The following is a 17757-nucleotide window of genomic DNA, read 5'->3' on the forward strand; positions in this document are numbered from 1 at the left end:
GCTAGCATCACATGGGCGACGCCCGCTAGGATCGCTCCACATGTCGGGAACTCACGCGCACGGCCATCACCATGGCCACTCACACGGGCACGGCCATGGCCATGGCCACAGCCACGCGCCCGCCGATTTCGGCCGCGCCTTCGCTATTGGAACCGCCCTCAACATCGCCTTCGTGCTTATCGAAGGCGGCGCCGGCATCTGGACCGGATCGATGGCGCTGCTCGCCGATGCCGGACACAATCTGTCCGACGTGCTCGGGCTGCTGATCGCCTGGGTCGGCGCGGAGCTCGGCAAGCGGCCCGCCACGCCGCGCTTCACCTACGGCCTGGGTGCCTCGTCGATCCTCGCCGCCCTCGCCAACGCGCTGCTGCTGCTCATCGCGGTCGGCGCGATCCTGCTCGAGACGATCCAGCGCTTCGCCGATCCCCCCGCCGTCGCCCCCATCCCCGTGATGCTGGTGGCGGGCGCGGGAATCGTCGTGAACCTCGGCACCGCGCTGCTCTTCGCCCGCGGCCGCGAGCACGACATCAATATCCGCGGCGCCTATCTCCACATGGCGGCCGATGCCGCGGTGTCGGCGGCGGTGGTGCTCGCCGGGGCGCTGATCTGGTGGACCGGGCTGCGCTGGATCGACCCGGCGATCAGCCTGCTCGTCGTCGTGGTGATCCTGGTCGGTACCTGGGGCTTGCTGCGCGAATCGCTGACCCTGGCGCTACAGGCGGTGCCGGACCGGATCGACCTGGAAGCGGTGGAGCGCACGCTGCTCGCCCAGCCGGGCGTCACCCGCGTCCACGATCTCCATGTCTGGCCGATGAGCACCACCGAAGCCGCGCTCACCGCCCACCTCGTCATGCCCGATGGTCATCCAGGTGACGCATTTCTGATTAATCTTCAGCAGTTGCTCGTGCACGATTTCCGGATCGAGCACAGTACGGTACAGATTGAGCTAGGCAACGGGGCGGAGTGCCGGATGCATGGACCTGGTAGCGGACATGGTTGATACGAGCGCCAGGGCGGCCCGCCCGCTGGACCTCGTCATCTTCGATTTCGACGGCACGCTGTCCGACAGCGGCGACTGGTTCGTTTCCGTCGCCAACGACCTTGCCGAACGCTTCCGCTTCCGCAAGATCGCGCCCGACGAAGTGGAGCTTCTCCGCCGCAAAAGCTCGCGCGAGGTGATCGAGTTCCTCGGCATCTCGCGCTGGAAGATGCCGTGGATCGCCCGCCATGTCCGCAAGCTGGTGAGCCGGGAGGCGCACCGGATCGAGCTGTTCCCCGGCACGCCCAACCTGCTCGAGCGGCTGGTCGACATGGGCGTGAAGCTGGCGCTGGTAACTTCCAATTCGGAAGAGAATGCGCGCAAGATCCTGGGGCCGCGCCACGCCGCCAAGATTCATTGTTATGCCTGCGGTTCCTCGCTGTTCGGCAAGGCGCCGAAGTTCCGCCGGGTGCTGCGCAAGATGGGCGTCGAGCCGCACGCCGCGCTGGCGATCGGCGACGAGACCCGCGACGTCGATGCCGCACGCGAAGTCGGCATGCGTGCCGGATCGGTGCTGTGGGGCTATGCCGCCGAGGACCTGCTGACCGGCATGGCGCCGGACGCGGTGTTCCGCACGCCCGAGGACATCGTGACCTATGTCAGCCGGCATCGGGGCTGAGGCTCGGCACCGTCACGCAAGCCGTCATCCCGGCGGAAGCCGGGATCCATTCGCCTCTACGCCTCAGTTCCTTCGGAGACGGCGTGCCAATGGATTCCGGCTTTCGCCGGAATGACGGATCAGGTCAGATATCCAGCGCCCAGCCGTCGCGGCCCTTGGGATCGGGCGGGGTGACGGGCACGTAGCGAACCGCACCCGCCGCGAGCCGCAGGATCGTCCAGTCGCCGCGGCGATCGACCGCCTCCAGCGTGCAGCCGCACGCCTCGAACGCCGCGACGACCTGCGGTCGCTGCGTCTCCAGCAGGCCCGCCAGCACGATGGTCGCGTTCGGAGCCGCGATGGCGGCCAGTTCGGGCGCCATGGAGACCAGCGGTCCCGCCAGAATATTGGCGATGACGAGGTCATACGGTGCCTTGGCGGTGATCGCGTCCGAAAGCGCGCCGTCCGCCACGATCAGGTCCACGCCCTCGATGCCGTTCGCCACGGCATTCTCGCGCGTCACGTCCACTGCGGCCGGATCGATGTCCGTCGCCATGACCGCGGCCTCGGGCCAAAGATGCGCGCCGGCAAACGCCAGCAGCCCGGTACCGGTGCCGACGTCAATGATGTTCGTGAAGCGCTGGCCCGAAAGCCCGTCGAGCATCGCCAGGCAGCCCGAAGTCGTCGCGTGGTGCCCGGTGCCGAACGCGCGGCCGGCATCGATCAGGAACGCGCGGCCACCTTCGGGGGCTTCCACCGGGTGCGCGCTGGTGTGGACGACGAAGCGCCCCTCGCGGATCGGCTCCAGCCCTTCCTGGCTCAGCGTCACCCAGTCCTGGGCGGTGAGCGCCTCGACTTCGGGCTCCACGCCCACAGCGCTCGGCACCAGCGCCTTGATCGCCGCGAGCATCGCGGCATCGGGCTCATGCTCCATATAGGCGTCGAGCCGCCAATGCTCGACATCGTCCTCCACCGTCTCGGTGGTCATCAGCACCGCGTCGATCTCGATCGTGCCGGCGTCGATCGCCTCGGCCTCGGCGCGGGTGCAGGGCAGGCTGACCTTCCAGCTATCGATCTCAGCGGACATAGCTGGCTCCATTGGCGTCAAGCACCGCACCGGTCATCGAGGGCGGCGCATCGAGCGCGCAGAATTTGGCGATCGCGGCGATCTCCTCGGGCATCGCGACGCGGCCGAGCGGGATGTCGGCCAGCAGCTTGTCGCCGCCGCGGCTCTCCAGATAGTCCTCGGCCATGCCGGTCATGGTGAAGCCGGGGCAGATCGCGAAGGCGAGGATGCCCTGCGCGGCATAGCCCCGCGCGATCGACTTGGTCATGCCGACCATGCCCGCCTTGGAGGCGGCATAATGCCAGTGCGCCGGGCTGTCGCCGCGATAGGCGGCGCGGCTGGCGACGTTGACGATCCGCCCGGCGGTGCCGCGCACCTGCCAGTGGCGCACCGCCAGCCGGCAGAGCTCGGCCGAGGCGGTGAGGTTGACCCGCATCGTGCGCTCCCAGCCATCGACCCAGTCGTCATGCGCGGCGTCGAGCGGGTTGGCTTCGAAGATGCCGGCATTGTTGATCAGCACGTCGATCCGGCCGTCGAGCGCATCGAGCGCCTGCTGCCAGAGCGCCTGCGGGGCGGCGGGATCGGTGAAGTCGGCGGGAATGCCGCTGCTTGTGCCCTGGCCGACCAGCGCAACGCGATCGTCCTGCCCGAGCAGCGTGGCCGTCGCCGCGCCGATGCCCCGGCTGCTGCCGGTGAGGAGAATGTGGGTCTTCATCGGCCTGCCCTAGCGCGGGTGCGAGGGCGCGTCACCCCGGCACGCGGGCCTCAGTCGTGCAGCACCGCCACGCCCAGCGCGCCGAGATTGAGCGTCAGCTGCACGCTCAGCGCGTGGTCCATCTGCGGCCGCGCGCCGGCCCGACCGAAGCGATACTGGTTGAGATAGCCGATATCGGCGTTCAGCGCCTTGCCCAGCGGCAGCGCGACACCGAGAATGTTGCGCATCCGCTCATAGCCTGCCCGCTGCCCCCAACGCGTGCTGTTGGGCAGCAGGAAGCTTTCATGGCTGGCGAACAGCGCCAGCCGCGGCCGGCCGAGCGGCAGGTTGTAGCGCAGCAGCGGCCGGATCCGCACGCCGATCCCGCTGCCGACCGTGCTGAACCGCTCGTCGATGCGGAAGCGCCCGGCAAGGCGGCCGCGGTTGAACACGATCTGCTGGCGCAGGCGGTCCTCGTCGGCGGCGCGATTTTCGCTATGGAACCCCACGCGGCGATAGCCGATGCCGAATTCCACCCCCCTGGCGACCTGCCAGCCGAGCAGCCCGCCATACTCGGTGGTGTAGATGCCGCCCTGCCGATCGCTGGTGCGCGCGATCTGCTCCAGCGTCACGCGGACCCGCTTGGTCAGCGGCACGATGACGTTCAGCTGCTCCCAGGCCTGGCGATCCTCCTGCTGCGCATGGGCGGGCACGACACCCGCGAGCAACAGCAGCACGGCACAGGGAAAACTACGGGACATCGGCCAGCGATGACACAGGCAGGGACCGCGGATCAAGCCGCGACCCGTGCCGGGTCAGGCCGCGACCGCCGTGGAGAAGGTGTCCGCCGCCGCGCGCAGCTGGTGCAGCCGATCGTCCACCTCGGTCACGTCATGCTGCAGCGTGTCGATTTCGCTGGTCACACTCTTGGTGTCCTCACGGATCGCGCCGATCGTGGCGGACATCGAATCCGCCGCCAGTGCCGTTTCATCCACCGCGGCGGTGATCGCGGTGACGGTCTGCGCCTGCACTTCCATCGCGGAGCGGATGCGGTTGGCGCTCTCCTGTACCTCCGAGACCGTGTCTCGGATCGAAGCGTTGGTCTCCACCGTCGAGCGCGTGGCAGACTGGATCGCGGCGATCTTGGCGGCGATGTCGTCGGTCGCGCGCGCGGTCTGGCTGGCAAGGCTCTTCACTTCCTGCGCCACCACCGCGAAACCGCGGCCCGCATCGCCCGCCCGCGCCGCTTCGATCGTCGCGTTGAGCGCCAGCAGGTTGGTCTGCCCGGCGATGTCGCGGATCAGGCTGAGGATCGATTCGATCGACTTGGCATGGTCGGACAGCATCTCGCTCATCCCCACCGCCTCGCTCGCCTGGCCGGAAGCGCGCGTGGCAATCCCTGCCGCTGCCTCGACTTCGGTGCGCGCATCCTCGATCGCGCGGATCAGGCCTGCGGCGGTCATCGCCGCCTCGCGCATTGCCACGGCAGACTGCTCGGCGGCCGCCGCGACTTCGCTTGCCTTGCCCAGCATGCCCCGCGCTGCGCTCGACGCACCCTGCGCCTGGACGCGAATGCGGTTGCCGAGCATCGTCGCACCCTCGATCGATTCGGCGATGCTCGCGCGGAACTGGTCGGAACGCGCGCGGCGTTCGGCGTGTACCGTCTCGGTCTCACGCGCGCCCAGATGCGAAGCCATCAGGTCGACCTCGGCCAGCGCAATCCGCTGCACCGCGTCGCACAGGCGAGCGAGCCGCGCGGCATCGTGGCCGAGCTTCTCGCGCAGCACATCGATCGTCTGCGCATGGGCATATGCGAACTGCGCGATCAGCGTAGAGAGCGGGATCCCCAGCAGATACGTGCCGGCGGCATAATCGCACACCAGGCGCGACCATTCCGTGCCGAAAGGCCGTTCGAACTTGACCCGGCTGTAATGCGCACCTGCTTCCACATGCGCTTCCGTGCCATATTCGTGCAGCAGCCGCGTGCCGATCGCGCTCTTCAACAGCTGCGCCTGGCAGCGCCGGGCGATGAGGTGATACGAATCGTCGAGCAAGGCCGCGACGTCGGCACACGAGGCCAGCATCGTACCGTCCCAGTCATATTCCGCGCACCATTCCTGCGGCGATCGCGTGCAGCCGCCCCCCTGCCCCTGCTCCGGCATTGCCGACATCATTCCTCTCCTCAGGCGGCTACCTTGGCGACAAACTCGCCGGCGCTGCCCTTCAATGCTCCAAGCTGCGCATCGAGCGCTGCAAATCCCTGGCCGACGCGATCGATCTCGGAGGCCACTGCTTCGGTATCGGCCCGAATCGCGCTGATCGTCGCAGACATGGAGTCCGCCGCAAGCGCCGTTTCGTCGACCGCCGCGGTGATGGCGGTTACCGTCTGCGCCTGCACCTCCATCGCGGTGCGGATGCGGTTGGCGCTTTCCTGCACTTCCGAGACGGTTTCGCGGATCGAGGCGTTGGTTTCCACCGTCGAGCGCGTGGCGGACTGGATCGCCGCGATCTTGGCCGCGATGTCGTCGGTCGCGCGCGCGGTCTGGCTGGCCAGGCTCTTCACTTCCTGCGCCACCACCGCGAAGCCGCGGCCTGCATCGCCGGCGCGGGCCGCCTCGATCGTCGCGTTCAGGGCGAGCAGGTTGGTCTGCCCTGCAATGTCGCGGATCAGGCCCAGGATCGATTCGATCGACTTGGCATGCTCGGAAAGCATTTCGCTCATCCCCACCGCGTCGGTCGCCTGGCCCGAAGCGCGCGTGGCAATCGCCGCCGCTGCTTCCACTTCGGTGCGCGCATCCTCGATCGCGCGGATCAGCCCGGCGGCGGTCATCGCAGCCTCGCGCATCGCCACCGCCGACTGCTCCGCCGCCGCCGCGACTTCGCTCGCCTTGCCGAGCATGCCGCGGGCCGAGGCCGAGGTGTGCACCGCCTGCCCGCGCAGTTCCTCGCCGCCGCGCGAAGCCTGCTCGACGGTCGCGCCGATCGAGTTGTGGAACTCGGTCGCCAGCCGGTCACGCGCCACCTGCGCGCTGTGCTCGCGATACATGTTGTAGATCTCGACGGTGATGTCGGCTTCCAGGCCGGACAGGCGCATCAGCGTATCGACCAGCACGGGCAGCCGCGGATCGGCGCCGCCGATCCGGCGGATCAGCACTTCCAGCGCAGCCCGGTCGCTTGCACTGATCATCGAGAGCAGCGCCATCGGCGGCACGCCCTTTTCATACGCCGCCGCCACCGAACGCTCGATCGATTCGATCCAGGTCTTGGTGGTGGTTTCGAGGAAACGGGCGCGGAGGAACACCACGCCGACGTCGATCATCTTGGCGGTGTCGGACGGCGCCCAGTCGCGCTCGTCAGGGAAGCAGCGCACCCATTGGTGCCAATAGGCGGCGGACACCGCTTCGATCTCGGACTCCAGCACTTCCCAGCATTCGCGACTCGACTGCTGGAGCGAACCTTCGAAGTCGAACACATGCAGCCGCGCCGCAACATCGATCCGCGCGGTCATGGTGCCTGCTGCGGCAAGCGCCTGGGTGGAAGCCGAATCGCTCACGTACATCTTGTCCCCGGTCGGCGGCCGGGCTTCGACCGCATCGGCCACAAGCTATGCCGGTCCAGTGGTTAAGAGGCGGTTAGGAGCCCCTGTGCCATTGCCGGCGCGCAACATCTTGCATCCACTGCCCGGCTGAACCTAAGGGCAATCCGTCTTGCATCCTCGTCCGGCGGGCTTAAGGAAGCCCGCGTCGACCGAAAGGATTTATCGTTGGCCAACGTCCGCAACACGGCGCGACCGCTATCGCCGCACCTGGGCATCTACAAATGGGGACCGCACATGGCGGTCTCGATCCTCCACCGCGCCACCGGCTCCGGCATGGCGACCGTGGGCACCGGGCTGTTCGTCTGGTGGCTGGTCGCGCTGGCCTATGGCCCCGATGCCTATGCGACGTTCCAGGACGTGTTCACGCTGCAGAACGGCCAGCTCAACATCCTCGGCTATATTGTCGGGATCGGGATGAGCCTGTCCTTCTTCCAGCACATGGCCTCGGGCGTGCGCCACCTGTTCCTCGATGCCGGCGCGAATTTCGAGCTGCGCAGCAACAAGCGTAGCGCACTCACCACCTTCGCGTTCAGCATCCTCGCCACCGCGATCTTCTGGGTCGTGCTTCTGGAGAAGGCCCATGGGTAACGGAACCCGGCTCGGTCGCGTCCGCGGCCTCGGCTCCGCGCATGAAGGCGCGGGCGAATGGTGGAAGCACAAGGTTTCCGCCGGATCCAACCTGCTGCTGGTGCTGTGGCTGATCGTCTCGATCGCGCTGCTGCCGGGCTATGACTATGCGACCGTCGCCGGCTGGATCGCCCAGCCGCTGGTCGCGGTGCCGCTGATCCTCCTGGTGCTCAGCGTCACCTTCCACTTCCGTCACGGCCTGCAGGTCGTGATCGAGGATTATCAGCACGACGAGACGCGCTTCGTGCTGATCGTCCTGCTCGAATATTTCACGATCACCGTCCGCGTGCTCGCGATCTTCGCCATCCTGAAGATCGCCTTCACCTCCACCGGAGTGGCCGCCTGATGCCCGCCGCCTACAAGATCATCGATCACATCTATGACACCGTCGTCGTCGGCGCGGGTGGCTCGGGCCTCCGCGCGGTGATGGAAGTGGCGCAGTCGGGCCTCAAGACCGCCTGCATCACCAAGGTGTTCCCCACCCGCAGCCACACCGTGGCGGCACAGGGCGGCATCGCCGCCAGCCTCGGCAACATGGGTCCGGACCACTGGACCTGGCACATGTACGACACCGTCAAGGGCTCCGACTGGCTCGGTGACCAGGACGCGATCGAGTATCTGACCCGCGAGGCTCCGGCCGCGGTCTATGAGCTCGAACATGCCGGCATGCCGTTCAGCCGCACCGACGAAGGCAAGATCTACCAGCGCCCGTTCGGCGGCATGATGCAGAACATGGGCGAAGGCCCGCCCGCGCAGCGCACCTGCGCCGCGGCGGACCGCACCGGCCATGCGATGCTGCACACGCTGTACCAGCAGAGCCTGAAGTACGACGCGGACTTCTTCATCGAATATTTCGCGCTCGACCTGATCATGGAAGACGGCGAGTGCCGCGGCGTGATCGCCTTGTGCATGGACGACGGCTCGATCCACCGCTTCCGCAGCCATGCGGTGGTACTGGCGACCGGCGGCTATGGCCGCGTCTACCAGTCGGCCACCTCGGCACACACCTGCACCGGTGACGGCAATGCGATGGTGCTGCGCGCCGGCCTGCCGCTGCAGGACATGGAGTTCGTGCAGTTCCACCCGACCGGCATCTACGGCGCGGGCGTGCTGATCACCGAAGGTGCGCGCGGCGAGGGCGGCTATCTCACCAACTCCGAGGGTGAGCGCTTCATGGAGCGCTATGCTCCGTCCGCCAAGGATCTCGCCAGCCGCGACGTGGTTTCGCGCTCGATGGCGATGGAGATCCGCGAGGGTCGCGGCGTGGGCAAGGAGAAGGACCATATCTTCCTTCACCTGAACCATATCGACCCGAAGATCCTGGCCGAGCGCCTGCCCGGCATCACCGAGACCGGCAAGGTCTTCGCCGGCGTCGACCTCACCCGCCAGCCGCTGCCGGTGGTGCCGACCGTCCACTACAATATGGGCGGCATCCCGACCAACTATCACGGCGAAGTCGTGCGCTTGCACGACGGCAACCCGGACTCGGTCGTCCCCGGCCTGTTCGCGGTCGGCGAAGCGGCCTGCGTGTCGGTCCACGGCGCCAACCGCCTCGGCTCCAACTCGCTGATCGACCTCGTGGTGTTCGGCCGCGCGACCGGCAAGCGGATCGTCGACATCCTCAAGCCGAACACCCCGCACCACCCGCTGCCGAAGGATTCGGAAGCGCTGGCGCTGGGCCGCCTCGATCACTTCCGCAACGCGAACGGCGGCACCCGCACGTCGCAGCTGCGCGCCGACATGCAGAAGACGATGCAGCGCCACTGCGCCGTGTTCCGCACCGAGGAACTGATGGCCGAGGGCGTGGCACACATGGACCAGGTCTATGCCGGCCTGCAGGACGTGGCGGTCAGCGATCGCTCGCTGGTGTGGAACACCGACCTCGTCGAGACGCTGGAGCTGGACAATTTGCTCGGCCAGGCGATGGTGACGATCCGCAGCGCGATCAACCGCAAGGAAAGCCGCGGCGCCCATATGCACGAGGACTTCCCCGAGCGCGATGACGCCGGCTGGATGAAGCACACCATTGCGACGTTCGACGGCTGGGGCGGCAAGGGCGGCACCACCGCGATCGATTATCGCCCGGTCCACGACTACACGCTCACCGACGCGATCGAGTATATCAAGCCGAAGAAGCGGGTGTACTGATCCGGTAGCGGATGGGCTTAAAGGAGGCCGGGGCGGCGACGCTCCGGCCTTTTTGTTTGTGGGAACGCGGAGATACCGTACTCGCCCGTCATCCCGGCGAAAGCCGGGATCCATTGGGGTCTACGTTCCCGTTCTTGCGGATAGCGAGCGGCGACTGGATCCCGGCTCTCGCCGGGATGACGCACTAAGAGGAAGCGGCCCCTATCGCACCCCGAACCGCGCACTCGCCAGATGGTGCGCATGGCAGATCGCCACCGCGAGCGCGTCCGCGGCATCGGCGCCGACGATCTTCACCCCCGGCAGCAGCCGCGAGACCATCGCATGGACCTGGTCCTTGTCGGCATTGCCAACGCCGACCACGGACTTCTTGACCGTGCTCGGCTTATACTCGCCGACGTCGATCCCCACCCGCGCGGCGGCGCACAGCACCACCCCGCGCGCCTGGCCCAGCTTTAGCGTCGATTGCGCGTTGGAATTGACGAACACTTCCTCGACCGCCGCCGCCTCGGGCGCATGATCGGCGATCAGCGCGGCGAGCATCGCATCGAGATGGGCGAGGCGGCGCGGCAGCGTGGCCTTGGTGTCGGTCACCAGCTTGCCGTGGGCGACATGACCGAGGCGGTTCCCCTCGGCGCGGATCAGACCCCAGCCGGTGGTCCCGAGGCCAGGATCGAGGCCAAGGATGATCACCTTTTAAGCCCCGCCCCTTCAGGGGAGGGGTTGGGGTGGGGGCTGGCGGACCAGCGATCTGGTCGGGCTTGGAGCGTGTTGACGATCGCCGCGAGTACGCCATCGATATTCTCGAACACATCGTGATTGGAGAACCGCAGGGTCAAAAATCCTTGGCTGAGAAGGAGCGCGTCGCGGCGCGCATCACGCGCCGGGTCATGCGTGTCACCGTCGACCTCGATCACCAGCCCCTTGGCCGGGCAGAAGAAGTCGCAGATGTACGGGAAGATCACCTGCTGGCGACGGAATTTATGGCCGAGCTGGGTGTTGGAGAGATGCCGCCAAAGCCGCTTCTCCAGCTCGGTGGGAGTACGCCGCATCTCGCGTGCGCGGGCCAATAGCTCGGCTTCGGTGACCATATCCATGCCCTCCCCGGGCAGGATGCACCACCAACGGAGTATCTGGCTACTCCGCCAGCCCCCACCCCAACCCCTCCCCTGAAGGGGAGGGGCTTAGGAAGTAGCCAGCTTAACCCAGCTTCTCCATCACGTCGTCGGGAATCTCGTAGTTCCCCCATACCGTCTGCACGTCGTCGTCGTCGTCGAGCGCGTCGAGCAGCTTGAACAGCGTCGCGGCATCGTCCGCGCCCACCGTCACCATGGTCTGCGGCCGCCAGGCGAGCTTCGCGCCTTCGGACTCGCCGAGCACCGGCTCCAGCGCCTTGGCGACTTCGTGCAGGTCGCCCTGCGCGGTCCAGATCTCGTGGCCGTCCTCGCTGCTGGTGACGTCCTCGGCGCCCGCTTCCAGCGCCGCCTCGAACACCTTCTCGGCATCGCCGGCGCTCGCCGGATAGGAAATCAGGCCCAGGCGGTCGAAGCCGTGGCTCACCGAACCGGCGGTGCCGAGGTTGCCGCCGTTCTTCGACACCGCGGTGCGCACGTTGGTGGCGGTGCGGTTGCGGTTGTCGGTCAGTGCCTCGATGATCAGCGAAACACCGGCGGGGCCAAAGCCCTCGTAGCGGATCTCTTCGTAATTATCGCCTTCGCCCTTGCTCGCCTTGTCGATGGCGCGCTGGATATTGTCCTTGGGCATCGACTGCGCCTTGGCGGCGTTGATCGCGGCGCGCAGACGCGGGTTCATGTCGGGGTCCGCCAGACCCATCTTCGCCGCGACGGTGATTTCGCGGCTGAGCTTGGAGAACATCGCCGAGCGCTTCTTATCCTGCGCGCCCTTGCGGTGCATGATGTTCTTGAATTTGGAATGGCCTGCCATGGTGAACCCGAACTGCCTGCGAGTGGAAAAGGAGAAGCACTCGCCTTAGCGCGGAAGCCAGGCGAGCGCCATGCGCGCGGGCTTAGATGCCCAGCGCCTGCTTGTAGGTTTCGAGCAGCATCTCGGCCTCTTCGCGGTGATGCTTTTCCATCTTCCGCAGGCGGACGATGGTGCGCATCGTCTTCACGTCGAAGCCGGTCGACTTGGCTTCGGCATAGACGTCCTTGATGTCGTCGGCGATGCCCTTCTTCTCCTCTTCGAGACGCTCGACACGCTCGATCAGGAGGCGGAGCTGCTCGGCGGAAATATTGTCGGACATGGGTGTTCTAGCTCCTGAAGCATGGGATCGGACAAAGCGCCGCGCGAGACTCGCGCCGGCCGGTTCGTCCGACAAGGATTACGGAATCAGGCGGGCCCTGTACGCCAGCCGGGCCCCGCGCTCAACCACCGTCCTGCGGGAAGACCTGGCGCTTGCCGCCGAGCTTGTGGACCACGCCGCCGCGCACCACCGTGTCGACCCGCTCCAGCACCGTCACGTCCTGCAGCGGATCGCCCGATACCGCGATCAGGTCCGCCACCTTGCCGGGTTCCAGCGACCCCAGCTGGTCCTTGCGGCCGAGCGCATCGGCGGCATCCAGCGTCGCCGCGCGAATCGCGGCCGCCGGGCTCAGTCCCGCGCGGACCAGCAACGCGAATTCCTTCGCATTATCGCCGTGCCGCGACACGCCGGTGTCGGTGCCGAAGGCGACCTTCACGCCCGCCCTGATCGCCCGGGCATGGCTCGCCGCCGCAGCAGCCGCCGCCGCCTCGGCCTTGGGGATGGTGGCGGGCGGCAGCTTGCCGGCGCGGGCATTGGCGAGCGCGGTGACCGGCGCGATCATCGTCGGCACCAGCCAGGTACCGTGCGCCTTCATCGCGGCGATGGTCGCGTCGTCGAGGAAGCTGCCATGCTCGATCGAATCGGCCCCCGCCTCCACCGCGCCGCGCACCCCTTCGGCGGCATGGGCATGCACCGCGACGCGCCGGCCGAAGCTATGGGCGGTATCGACGATCGCCTGCATCTCCGCGTCGGACATCTGCTTGCCCAGGCCGCCGGCGACGTTGGAGAGCACACCGCCGGTCGCCGCGAACTTGATCACCTGCGCGCCCAGCCCGATCTGCTGGCGCACCGCGCGGCGGCAATCGTCCGCACCGTCGCAGGTGTTGATCTGGCGGTGCGCCACCGCCTCGGCGAATTCCTCGGCAAGGCCGTTGGTACCGTCGCCGTGCCCGCCCGAAACCGAGATCATCCGCCCGGCATTGACGATTCGCGGACCCGCGATGGCGCCGCGCTCCACCGCGTCGCGCAGCGCACGGATCGCCCGCGGGTTGCTGCCGAGATCGCGCACGGTGGTGAAGCCCGCTTCCAGGTCGCGCCGGGCATCCTCGATGCCGATGACGAACTCGTCGGCTTCGTCCTCGTTGAGCGCGTTCATCCGCTCCTTCACGGGATCGCCTTCGGAGAAGAGGTGGACGTGCAGGTCGATCAGCCCGGGCAGCACGAACTTGTCGCGCAGGTCGACCAGCGTGGCCCCGGCCTCGGGAGCGACGAACCCGTCGCGCACTTCGGCGACCTTGCCGTCTCGCAGGATCAGCGTGCTCGCGCCGCGCGGCGCCTGGCCCGGCCGGTCGAGCAGCCGCCCGGCCTGGACATAGGTGACGCGGGGGGAAGGCTGGGCCAGCGCGGGCACGGCCACGGTGCATGCCAGCGCGGCCAGCAACAGCGTCTTCATCGCATTCTCCCCCTGTCGCGCCCCCGGCTCAGGCGTGGGGGTCGGTCATGCTCGGAGGATCACTGGCCGGAAAGCTCTCGTCAAGCGCCTCATCGAGTTCCGCGTCGCGGCCTTCGTTCTTCTTCAGGCTCTCTTCCATGCGGGCAAGCTGCTCGGGGCTGGCCTCGCCCTGATACTTTGCCTTCCATGCGGACTGCTCCATGCCATAGACGATTCGGCGCGCATCGGACTTGGCGATGCTCGGGTCCGCCTCGTGGATCCAGTCGCCCAGGCAGTTCCGGCAAAAGCCCGAAAGCCCCATCAGATCAATGTTCTGGGCGTCGTGCCGGTGCCGCAGATGGCGCACCAGCCGGCGGAACGCCTTGGCCGCTGTTGCGTCGTCCAGGCGATCTAGTTCATCCATTTGGCACCTCCGCAGTTGATGTTAACGCATTTGGGGCTAGAGGCGGGCACGCACAAGCCGAGGAAGACAACGATGACACAGGCGATCTCCCCCCGCTCGCGCAAGGTGCGCGTTCTGGCCACGCTGGGACCCGCCAGCGCGTCCCCCGAAATGATCGAGAAGCTGTTCCGCGCCGGCGCCGATGCGTTCCGCATCAATATGAGCCATGGCGACCAGGCCTCGAAGATCCCGCTGTTCGAAGCGATCCGCGGGCTGGAGGCCACCACCGGCCGCCCGACCACGATCCTTGCCGACCTTCAGGGCCCGAAGCTCCGCGTCGGCAAGTTCGCCGAGGGCAAGGTGATGCTCGTCACCGGCCACCAGTTCACGCTCGATCGCGACCCCACCCCGGGCGACGCCACCCGCGTCGAACTGCCGCACCGCGAGATTTTCGAAGCCGCCCATGCCGATGCGCGCCTGCTGCTCGACGACGGCAAGCTGGTGCTGCGCGTGACCGACGCGACGCCCGACCGGCTGACCACGATCGTCGAGGTCGGCGGCGCGCTGTCGAACAACAAGGGCCTTAACGTCCCCGACATGGTGCTGCCGCTGGCAGCGTTGACGGAGAAGGACCGCAGCGACCTCAGCTTCGCAGTGGAGCAGGGCGCCGACTGGATCGCGCTCAGCTTCGTCCAGCGCCCCGAGGATCTGATGGAGGCCCGCCGCCTGATCGGCGGCAAGGCGGCGCTGCTCGCCAAGATCGAGAAGCCCTCGGCCATCGCCCGCCTCGAGGAGATCCTCGAACAGTGCGACGGCGTGATGGTCGCCCGAGGCGATCTGGGCGTCGAGCTGCCGCCGCAGACCGTGCCGCCGCTGCAGAAGCGGATCGTCGAATCGGCGCGCCGCCTGGGCCGCCCGGTGATCGTCGCGACGCAGATGCTCGAATCGATGATCGACAGCCCCTCGCCCACCCGCGCCGAAGTGTCGGACGTGGCGACGGCGGTCTATGACGGCGCGGACGCGATCATGCTCTCGGCCGAAAGCGCCGCGGGCAAGTGGCCGGTCGAATCGGTGTCGATGATGAACTCGATCGCCGATGCGGTGGAGCGCGATCCGGCGCATGGCGACCGCGTCCACTTCACTGTCACCAAGCCCGATCCGACGACGGCCGACGCGCTGGCCGAAGCGGCGAAGAACATTGCCGCGACGGTTTCGGCCTCAGCGATCATCTGCTTCACCAGCTCGGGCTCGACCGCTCGCCGGATCGCCCGCGAGCGGCCGCTGCTGCCGATCCTGGTGCTGACCCCGGAACGCGACACCGCACGCCGCCTGGGCCTGCTGTGGGGCACCCATGCGGTGCAGACCCGCGACGTCGAGTCGTTCGAGGAAATGGTCGCCAAGGCCAAGCGCATGGCGCTGCGCCACGGCCTCGCCAAGGCCGGCGACCGCGTGATCGTCTGCGCCGGCGTGCCGTTCAAGACGCCGGGTTCGACCAACGTGCTGCACGTCGTGACGCTGCTCGGCGACGAGCTGAGCAACTATACCGGGCCGGAAGGCAACTGATCCCAGCGCCCCTCCCGCTCCGGCGGGAGGGGTTGCTACCCCCGCCCCATCCGCATCGCCGCGCCGGCGACGAAGGGGCATCCCGCCACCAGTACCAGGCTGATCGCCCCCAGCAGCTTGATCGCGCCGGGCTCGCCGCCGGTGGCGCCCGCGCCGAAGATCAGCAAGGGCACCGCGAAGGGCAGCATCACCAGCCCGGCCAGCGCGCCCGCGCCGCGCAGCCCCGCCACCAGCGCCGCAGTCGCCACGCCCAGCGCCGCGAGACCCGGCGTGCCGACCGCTAGTCCGATCAGGATCGTACCCAGCGCCGCGCCGTCCACGTGCAGCAACGCCGCCGCTACGCAGGTCGCCGCCAGCAGCGCGGGACCGAAGCCCAGCCAGTGCCCGAGCATCTTCGCCGCGGCGATGCCGGCATCCGAAAACCCGCGCACCACCAGCTGATCGAGCACCCCGCTCTCGGCATCGGGGGTCACCAGCCGCTCGACCGGGAGCAGCGCCGCGAGCAGCGCCGCCGCCCAGATCACCCCGCCGCCGATCCGGGCGAGCAGGCGGCCATCGGGGCCCACCGCGAAGGGGAACAGGATCGCGACCAGCAGGAAGAAGGCGATCGGCAGCACCAGCCCGCCGCTGCTCCACGCCCGCCGCAGCTCGCGCCAGACCAGCGCGGTCACCAGCGAATCTCCTGCGCGCCGGGCAGCGCGATCGGCTGGTGCGTCGCGACCAGCACGATGCCGCCGTCCGCGCGGTGCGCCGCGATCCGCGCCTCGAGCATCGCCACCGAGGCAGTGTCGAGCCCGTTGGCGGGTTCGTCGAGCAGCCAGACCGGGGCGCCGCTCGCCAGTACCCGCGCAAACGCGGCGCGCCGCCGCTGGCCGGTCGACAGCAGCCGTACCGGCACGTCGGCGATGTCGGCGAGCCCCACCGCCGCCAGCGCTTCGGCAACGGCGCCGCGCCGCGCGTCGAGACCGGCCCAGAAGCCCAGCGCCCCCGCCAGCATCCGCTCCGCATCGAGCGCGGCGGTTTCGCTTAGCAGCGCGCGTGCGCCCTCACCCGTCACCCGGCCGCCCAGCGGCGCGAGCAGCCCGGCGGCGATGCGGATCAGGCTCGACTTGCCGACGCCGTTGGGCCCGAGCACCAGCCCGGCCTCGCCCGGCGCCAGCGCGAAGCCGAGCCCTTCGAACAGGATCCGCCCGCCGCGCAGGCAGGTCACGTCGTCAAAGGCGAGGCTTGGGTCAAAGGCGAGGCCGGGGCTCAATCGGCGGCGTCTTCCAGCGCGTGCATGGCATCGTCGGACAGACCGAAATGGTGGCCGACCTCGTGGATCACGACATGGTACACCAGCCGCTCGAGCGACTCGCCCGTCTCCACCCATTCGTCGAGAATCGCGCGGCGATAGAGGTGGATGCGATCGGGCAGTCCGCCCGAATCGAACGCCGATTTCTCGCCGATCGGGCGGCCATGATACAGGCCGCTGAGCGCAAACGGATCGTCGATGCCGAGCGCGTCTAGCGTCTCCTCGTCGGCGAACTCCTCGACCAGCAGCACCACGTCGGCGAGATGCGCCTGGAACGGCGCGGGAATGCGCGCGAGCGCGGCGCGGGCGAGGCGCTCGATCAGGGCGGCATCGGGGGCGAAGGTTGGCGCTTGCTCCGGCATGGCCGAATGCATAGGCGGTTGGGCAGAGAACGAGCAAGGAGGGGATAGCATGGTAGCGCGTTTGACCGAAGGCCTGCGCGAGGAATCGCTCGCGGCACTGCCCTCGTGGAACTACGAACCCGGACGCGACGCGATCACCCGCCGCTTTCTGTTCGCCGACTTCACCGAAGCGTTCGGCTTCATGACCCGCGTCGCGCTGATCGCGGAAAAGGCCGATCATCATCCCGAATGGTCGAACGTGTGGAACCGCGTGGACATCCTGCTGACCACCCATGACGCCGGCGGCCTTTCGACGCGCGACCTGCAACTGGCCGCGGCAATCGACGCGCTGGTGGCGGGGTAGCGGTGCCTGCGCTCCCCTCCCGCTTGCGGGAGGGGGAGATCGGTCACTCCCCCGGGTCTTCCCGCTCGTAGAGATCCCAGCGATGCTCGCCGGTCACCGTATCGGCATAGTGGCGGCCCGTAGCATCCCTGCTGGGCACATAGCGGAAGCGCTTCTGGATCAGCTTGCAGGTCGTCTCGTCGAGGTCGCGGTTGCCGCTGCTGCGCGTGACGGTGCAGCTCGAAACCCGGCCGTCCACGCCCACCACGAAGCGCAACCCCACCGTGCCGCTCGCCCCGGCCTTGAGCGCCGCGCGCGGGTAATCGGCATCGGTGATCCGCCCGCCGATCC

General features: G+C 68.2%; 22 protein-coding genes. 7 read left to right on the forward strand and 15 right to left on the reverse strand.

The features are described from left to right. The first annotated feature begins 40 nt into the window (after positions 1–40). Both SPI01S_RS06850 and SPI01S_RS06855 read left to right on the forward strand, forming a co-directional pair. Entirely contained in the window at positions 41–1000 is a 960-nt protein-coding gene (locus tag SPI01S_RS06850) for a cation diffusion facilitator family transporter (RefSeq protein WP_066720164.1), read from the forward strand. Next, positions 993–1658 carry an HAD hydrolase-like protein gene (locus SPI01S_RS06855; RefSeq protein ID WP_066720247.1) on the forward strand — a complete coding sequence of 222 codons (666 nt, stop codon included), beginning with the start codon at positions 993–995 and terminating at the stop codon, positions 1656–1658. The genes SPI01S_RS06850 and SPI01S_RS06855 overlap by 8 nt, the downstream gene beginning before the upstream one ends. 124 nt (positions 1659–1782) lie before the next feature. On the opposite strand, the gene SPI01S_RS06860 is transcribed toward SPI01S_RS06855, so the two are convergent. Genes SPI01S_RS06860 through SPI01S_RS06880 form a run of 5 tightly spaced genes read right to left on the reverse strand, consistent with a single transcriptional unit; the run spans position 1783 to position 6905 of the window. Then, positions 1783–2724 carry a 50S ribosomal protein L11 methyltransferase gene (locus SPI01S_RS06860; RefSeq protein ID WP_066720167.1) on the reverse strand — a complete coding sequence of 314 codons (942 nt, stop codon included), beginning with the start codon at positions 2722–2724 and terminating at the stop codon, positions 1783–1785. Then, positions 2714–3418, reverse strand: coding sequence for an SDR family NAD(P)-dependent oxidoreductase (locus tag SPI01S_RS06865; RefSeq protein ID WP_066720170.1), 705 nt, complete (start codon positions 3416–3418; stop codon positions 2714–2716). The genes SPI01S_RS06860 and SPI01S_RS06865 overlap by 11 nt, the downstream gene beginning before the upstream one ends. Positions 3419–3468: 50 nt before the next feature. Beyond that, complete coding sequence (locus tag SPI01S_RS06870; protein WP_066720173.1) at positions 3469–4158, reverse strand: DUF2490 domain-containing protein; 690 nt, start codon at positions 4156–4158, stop codon at positions 3469–3471. Between the two features lie 54 nt (positions 4159–4212). After that, positions 4213–5559, reverse strand: a complete 1347-nt coding sequence (locus tag SPI01S_RS06875) for a methyl-accepting chemotaxis protein (RefSeq protein WP_066720250.1) — start codon at positions 5557–5559, stop codon at positions 4213–4215. A gap of 20 nt (positions 5560–5579) precedes the next feature. After that, complete coding sequence (locus SPI01S_RS06880) at positions 5580–6905, reverse strand: methyl-accepting chemotaxis protein (RefSeq protein WP_174539079.1); 1326 nt, start codon at positions 6903–6905, stop codon at positions 5580–5582. 255 nt (positions 6906–7160) lie between these two features. Here SPI01S_RS06880 and sdhC point away from each other — a divergent pair, with 255 nt between their 5' ends. The 3 genes from sdhC to sdhA are packed head-to-tail and all read left to right on the forward strand — an operon-like array spanning position 7161 to position 9770. Further along, positions 7161–7583, forward strand: coding sequence for a succinate dehydrogenase, cytochrome b556 subunit (sdhC, locus tag SPI01S_RS06885; RefSeq protein ID WP_066720175.1), 423 nt, complete (start codon positions 7161–7163; stop codon positions 7581–7583). After that, positions 7576–7968, forward strand: coding sequence for a succinate dehydrogenase, hydrophobic membrane anchor protein (gene sdhD / locus SPI01S_RS06890; RefSeq protein ID WP_066720179.1), 393 nt, complete (start codon positions 7576–7578; stop codon positions 7966–7968). Before sdhC ends, sdhD begins: the two co-directional genes overlap by 8 nt. Further along, the gene (gene sdhA / locus SPI01S_RS06895; protein WP_066720184.1) at positions 7968–9770 is read left to right on the forward strand and encodes a succinate dehydrogenase flavoprotein subunit; all 1803 of its coding nucleotides are present in this window, start codon (positions 7968–7970) and stop codon (positions 9768–9770) included. Before sdhD ends, sdhA begins: the two co-directional genes overlap by 1 nt. Positions 9771–9971: 201 nt before the next feature. On the opposite strand, the gene ruvC is transcribed toward sdhA, so the two are convergent. From ruvC to SPI01S_RS06925, 6 genes are all read right to left on the reverse strand, one after another. Beyond that, positions 9972–10460, reverse strand: coding sequence for a crossover junction endodeoxyribonuclease RuvC (ruvC, locus tag SPI01S_RS06900; protein WP_066720186.1), 489 nt, complete (start codon positions 10458–10460; stop codon positions 9972–9974). Further along, positions 10457–10858, reverse strand: coding sequence for an endonuclease domain-containing protein (locus tag SPI01S_RS06905; RefSeq protein WP_157084588.1), 402 nt, complete (start codon positions 10856–10858; stop codon positions 10457–10459). Before SPI01S_RS06905 ends, ruvC begins: the two co-directional genes overlap by 4 nt. A gap of 109 nt (positions 10859–10967) precedes the next feature. Next, on the reverse strand, positions 10968–11711 hold the full coding sequence (locus tag SPI01S_RS06910) for a YebC/PmpR family DNA-binding transcriptional regulator (protein WP_066720190.1): 744 nt from the start codon (positions 11709–11711) through the stop codon (positions 10968–10970). Between the two features lie 82 nt (positions 11712–11793). Next, a complete protein-coding gene (locus SPI01S_RS06915; RefSeq protein WP_010543233.1) occupies positions 11794–12030 on the reverse strand; it encodes a DUF2312 domain-containing protein in 237 nt (78 codons plus the stop codon). Between the two features lie 121 nt (positions 12031–12151). Further along, a complete protein-coding gene (locus tag SPI01S_RS06920; RefSeq protein ID WP_066720193.1) occupies positions 12152–13483 on the reverse strand; it encodes a metal-dependent hydrolase family protein in 1332 nt (443 codons plus the stop codon). Positions 13484–13511: 28 nt separating this feature from the next. Beyond that, the gene (locus tag SPI01S_RS06925; protein WP_066720195.1) at positions 13512–13886 is read right to left on the reverse strand and encodes a DUF1244 domain-containing protein; all 375 of its coding nucleotides are present in this window, start codon (positions 13884–13886) and stop codon (positions 13512–13514) included. A 72-nt stretch (positions 13887–13958) separates the two neighbouring features. Between SPI01S_RS06925 and pyk the strand changes: the two genes are divergently transcribed. Next, on the forward strand, positions 13959–15428 hold the full coding sequence (pyk, locus tag SPI01S_RS06930) for a pyruvate kinase (protein ID WP_066720198.1): 1470 nt from the start codon (positions 13959–13961) through the stop codon (positions 15426–15428). A gap of 35 nt (positions 15429–15463) precedes the next feature. Here the strand turns inward: pyk and SPI01S_RS06935 are convergent, their stop codons facing one another. Genes SPI01S_RS06935 through SPI01S_RS06945 form a run of 3 tightly spaced genes read right to left on the reverse strand, consistent with a single transcriptional unit; the run spans position 15464 to position 17084 of the window. Then, positions 15464–16099 carry a heme exporter protein CcmB gene (locus SPI01S_RS06935; RefSeq protein ID WP_066720201.1) on the reverse strand — a complete coding sequence of 212 codons (636 nt, stop codon included), beginning with the start codon at positions 16097–16099 and terminating at the stop codon, positions 15464–15466. Next, a complete protein-coding gene (gene ccmA / locus SPI01S_RS06940; protein ID WP_066720203.1) occupies positions 16096–16683 on the reverse strand; it encodes a heme ABC exporter ATP-binding protein CcmA in 588 nt (195 codons plus the stop codon). Before ccmA ends, SPI01S_RS06935 begins: the two co-directional genes overlap by 4 nt. Then, positions 16680–17084 (reverse strand): metallopeptidase family protein, encoded by a 405-nt coding sequence (locus tag SPI01S_RS06945; RefSeq protein ID WP_245653499.1) that lies wholly within the window; start codon positions 17082–17084, stop codon positions 16680–16682. The genes ccmA and SPI01S_RS06945 overlap by 4 nt, the downstream gene beginning before the upstream one ends. Positions 17085–17133: 49 nt before the next feature. Here SPI01S_RS06945 and SPI01S_RS06950 point away from each other — a divergent pair, with 49 nt between their 5' ends. Continuing rightward, positions 17134–17427 carry a 4a-hydroxytetrahydrobiopterin dehydratase gene (locus SPI01S_RS06950; protein WP_066720214.1) on the forward strand — a complete coding sequence of 98 codons (294 nt, stop codon included), beginning with the start codon at positions 17134–17136 and terminating at the stop codon, positions 17425–17427. A gap of 43 nt (positions 17428–17470) precedes the next feature. Here the strand turns inward: SPI01S_RS06950 and SPI01S_RS06955 are convergent. Beyond that, a partial coding sequence (locus SPI01S_RS06955; RefSeq protein WP_157084589.1) for an energy transducer TonB occupies positions 17471–17757 on the reverse strand: 287 nt, incomplete at its 5' end.

Source organism: Sphingomonas pituitosa NBRC 102491, assembly GCF_001598435.1.
In the GTDB taxonomy this organism is placed as follows: domain Bacteria; phylum Pseudomonadota; class Alphaproteobacteria; order Sphingomonadales; family Sphingomonadaceae; genus Sphingomonas; species Sphingomonas pituitosa.

Excerpts from the sequence above, each read along its gene's own strand:
- SPI01S_RS06910 (WP_066720190.1), bottom strand. The coding sequence starts at position 11,711 with ATGGCAGGCCATTCCAAATTCAAGAACATCATGCACCGCAAGGGCGCG.
- SPI01S_RS06915 (WP_010543233.1), bottom strand. The coding sequence starts at position 12,030 with ATGTCCGACAATATTTCCGCCGAGCAGCTCCGCCTCCTGATCGAGCGT.
- SPI01S_RS06865 (WP_066720170.1), bottom strand. The coding sequence starts at position 3,418 with ATGAAGACCCACATTCTCCTCACCGGCAGCAGCCGGGGCATCGGCGCG.
- SPI01S_RS06855 (WP_066720247.1), top strand. The coding sequence starts at position 993 with ATGGTTGATACGAGCGCCAGGGCGGCCCGCCCGCTGGACCTCGTCATC.
- SPI01S_RS06905 (WP_157084588.1), bottom strand. The coding sequence starts at position 10,858 with ATGGTCACCGAAGCCGAGCTATTGGCCCGCGCACGCGAGATGCGGCGT.
- SPI01S_RS06920 (WP_066720193.1), bottom strand. The coding sequence starts at position 13,483 with ATGAAGACGCTGTTGCTGGCCGCGCTGGCATGCACCGTGGCCGTGCCC.
- sdhA (WP_066720184.1), top strand. The coding sequence starts at position 7,968 with ATGCCCGCCGCCTACAAGATCATCGATCACATCTATGACACCGTCGTC.
- SPI01S_RS06870 (WP_066720173.1), bottom strand. The coding sequence starts at position 4,158 with ATGTCCCGTAGTTTTCCCTGTGCCGTGCTGCTGTTGCTCGCGGGTGTC.
- SPI01S_RS06925 (WP_066720195.1), bottom strand. The coding sequence starts at position 13,886 with ATGGATGAACTAGATCGCCTGGACGACGCAACAGCGGCCAAGGCGTTC.
- SPI01S_RS06850 (WP_066720164.1), top strand. The coding sequence starts at position 41 with ATGTCGGGAACTCACGCGCACGGCCATCACCATGGCCACTCACACGGG.
- SPI01S_RS06880 (WP_174539079.1), bottom strand. The coding sequence starts at position 6,905 with ATGACCGCGCGGATCGATGTTGCGGCGCGGCTGCATGTGTTCGACTTC.
- pyk (WP_066720198.1), top strand. The coding sequence starts at position 13,959 with ATGACACAGGCGATCTCCCCCCGCTCGCGCAAGGTGCGCGTTCTGGCC.
- sdhD (WP_066720179.1), top strand. The coding sequence starts at position 7,576 with ATGGGTAACGGAACCCGGCTCGGTCGCGTCCGCGGCCTCGGCTCCGCG.
- SPI01S_RS06875 (WP_066720250.1), bottom strand. The coding sequence starts at position 5,559 with ATGCCGGAGCAGGGGCAGGGGGGCGGCTGCACGCGATCGCCGCAGGAA.
- SPI01S_RS06860 (WP_066720167.1), bottom strand. The coding sequence starts at position 2,724 with ATGTCCGCTGAGATCGATAGCTGGAAGGTCAGCCTGCCCTGCACCCGC.
- SPI01S_RS06950 (WP_066720214.1), top strand. The coding sequence starts at position 17,134 with ATGGTAGCGCGTTTGACCGAAGGCCTGCGCGAGGAATCGCTCGCGGCA.
- SPI01S_RS06945 (WP_245653499.1), bottom strand. The coding sequence starts at position 17,084 with ATGCCGGAGCAAGCGCCAACCTTCGCCCCCGATGCCGCCCTGATCGAG.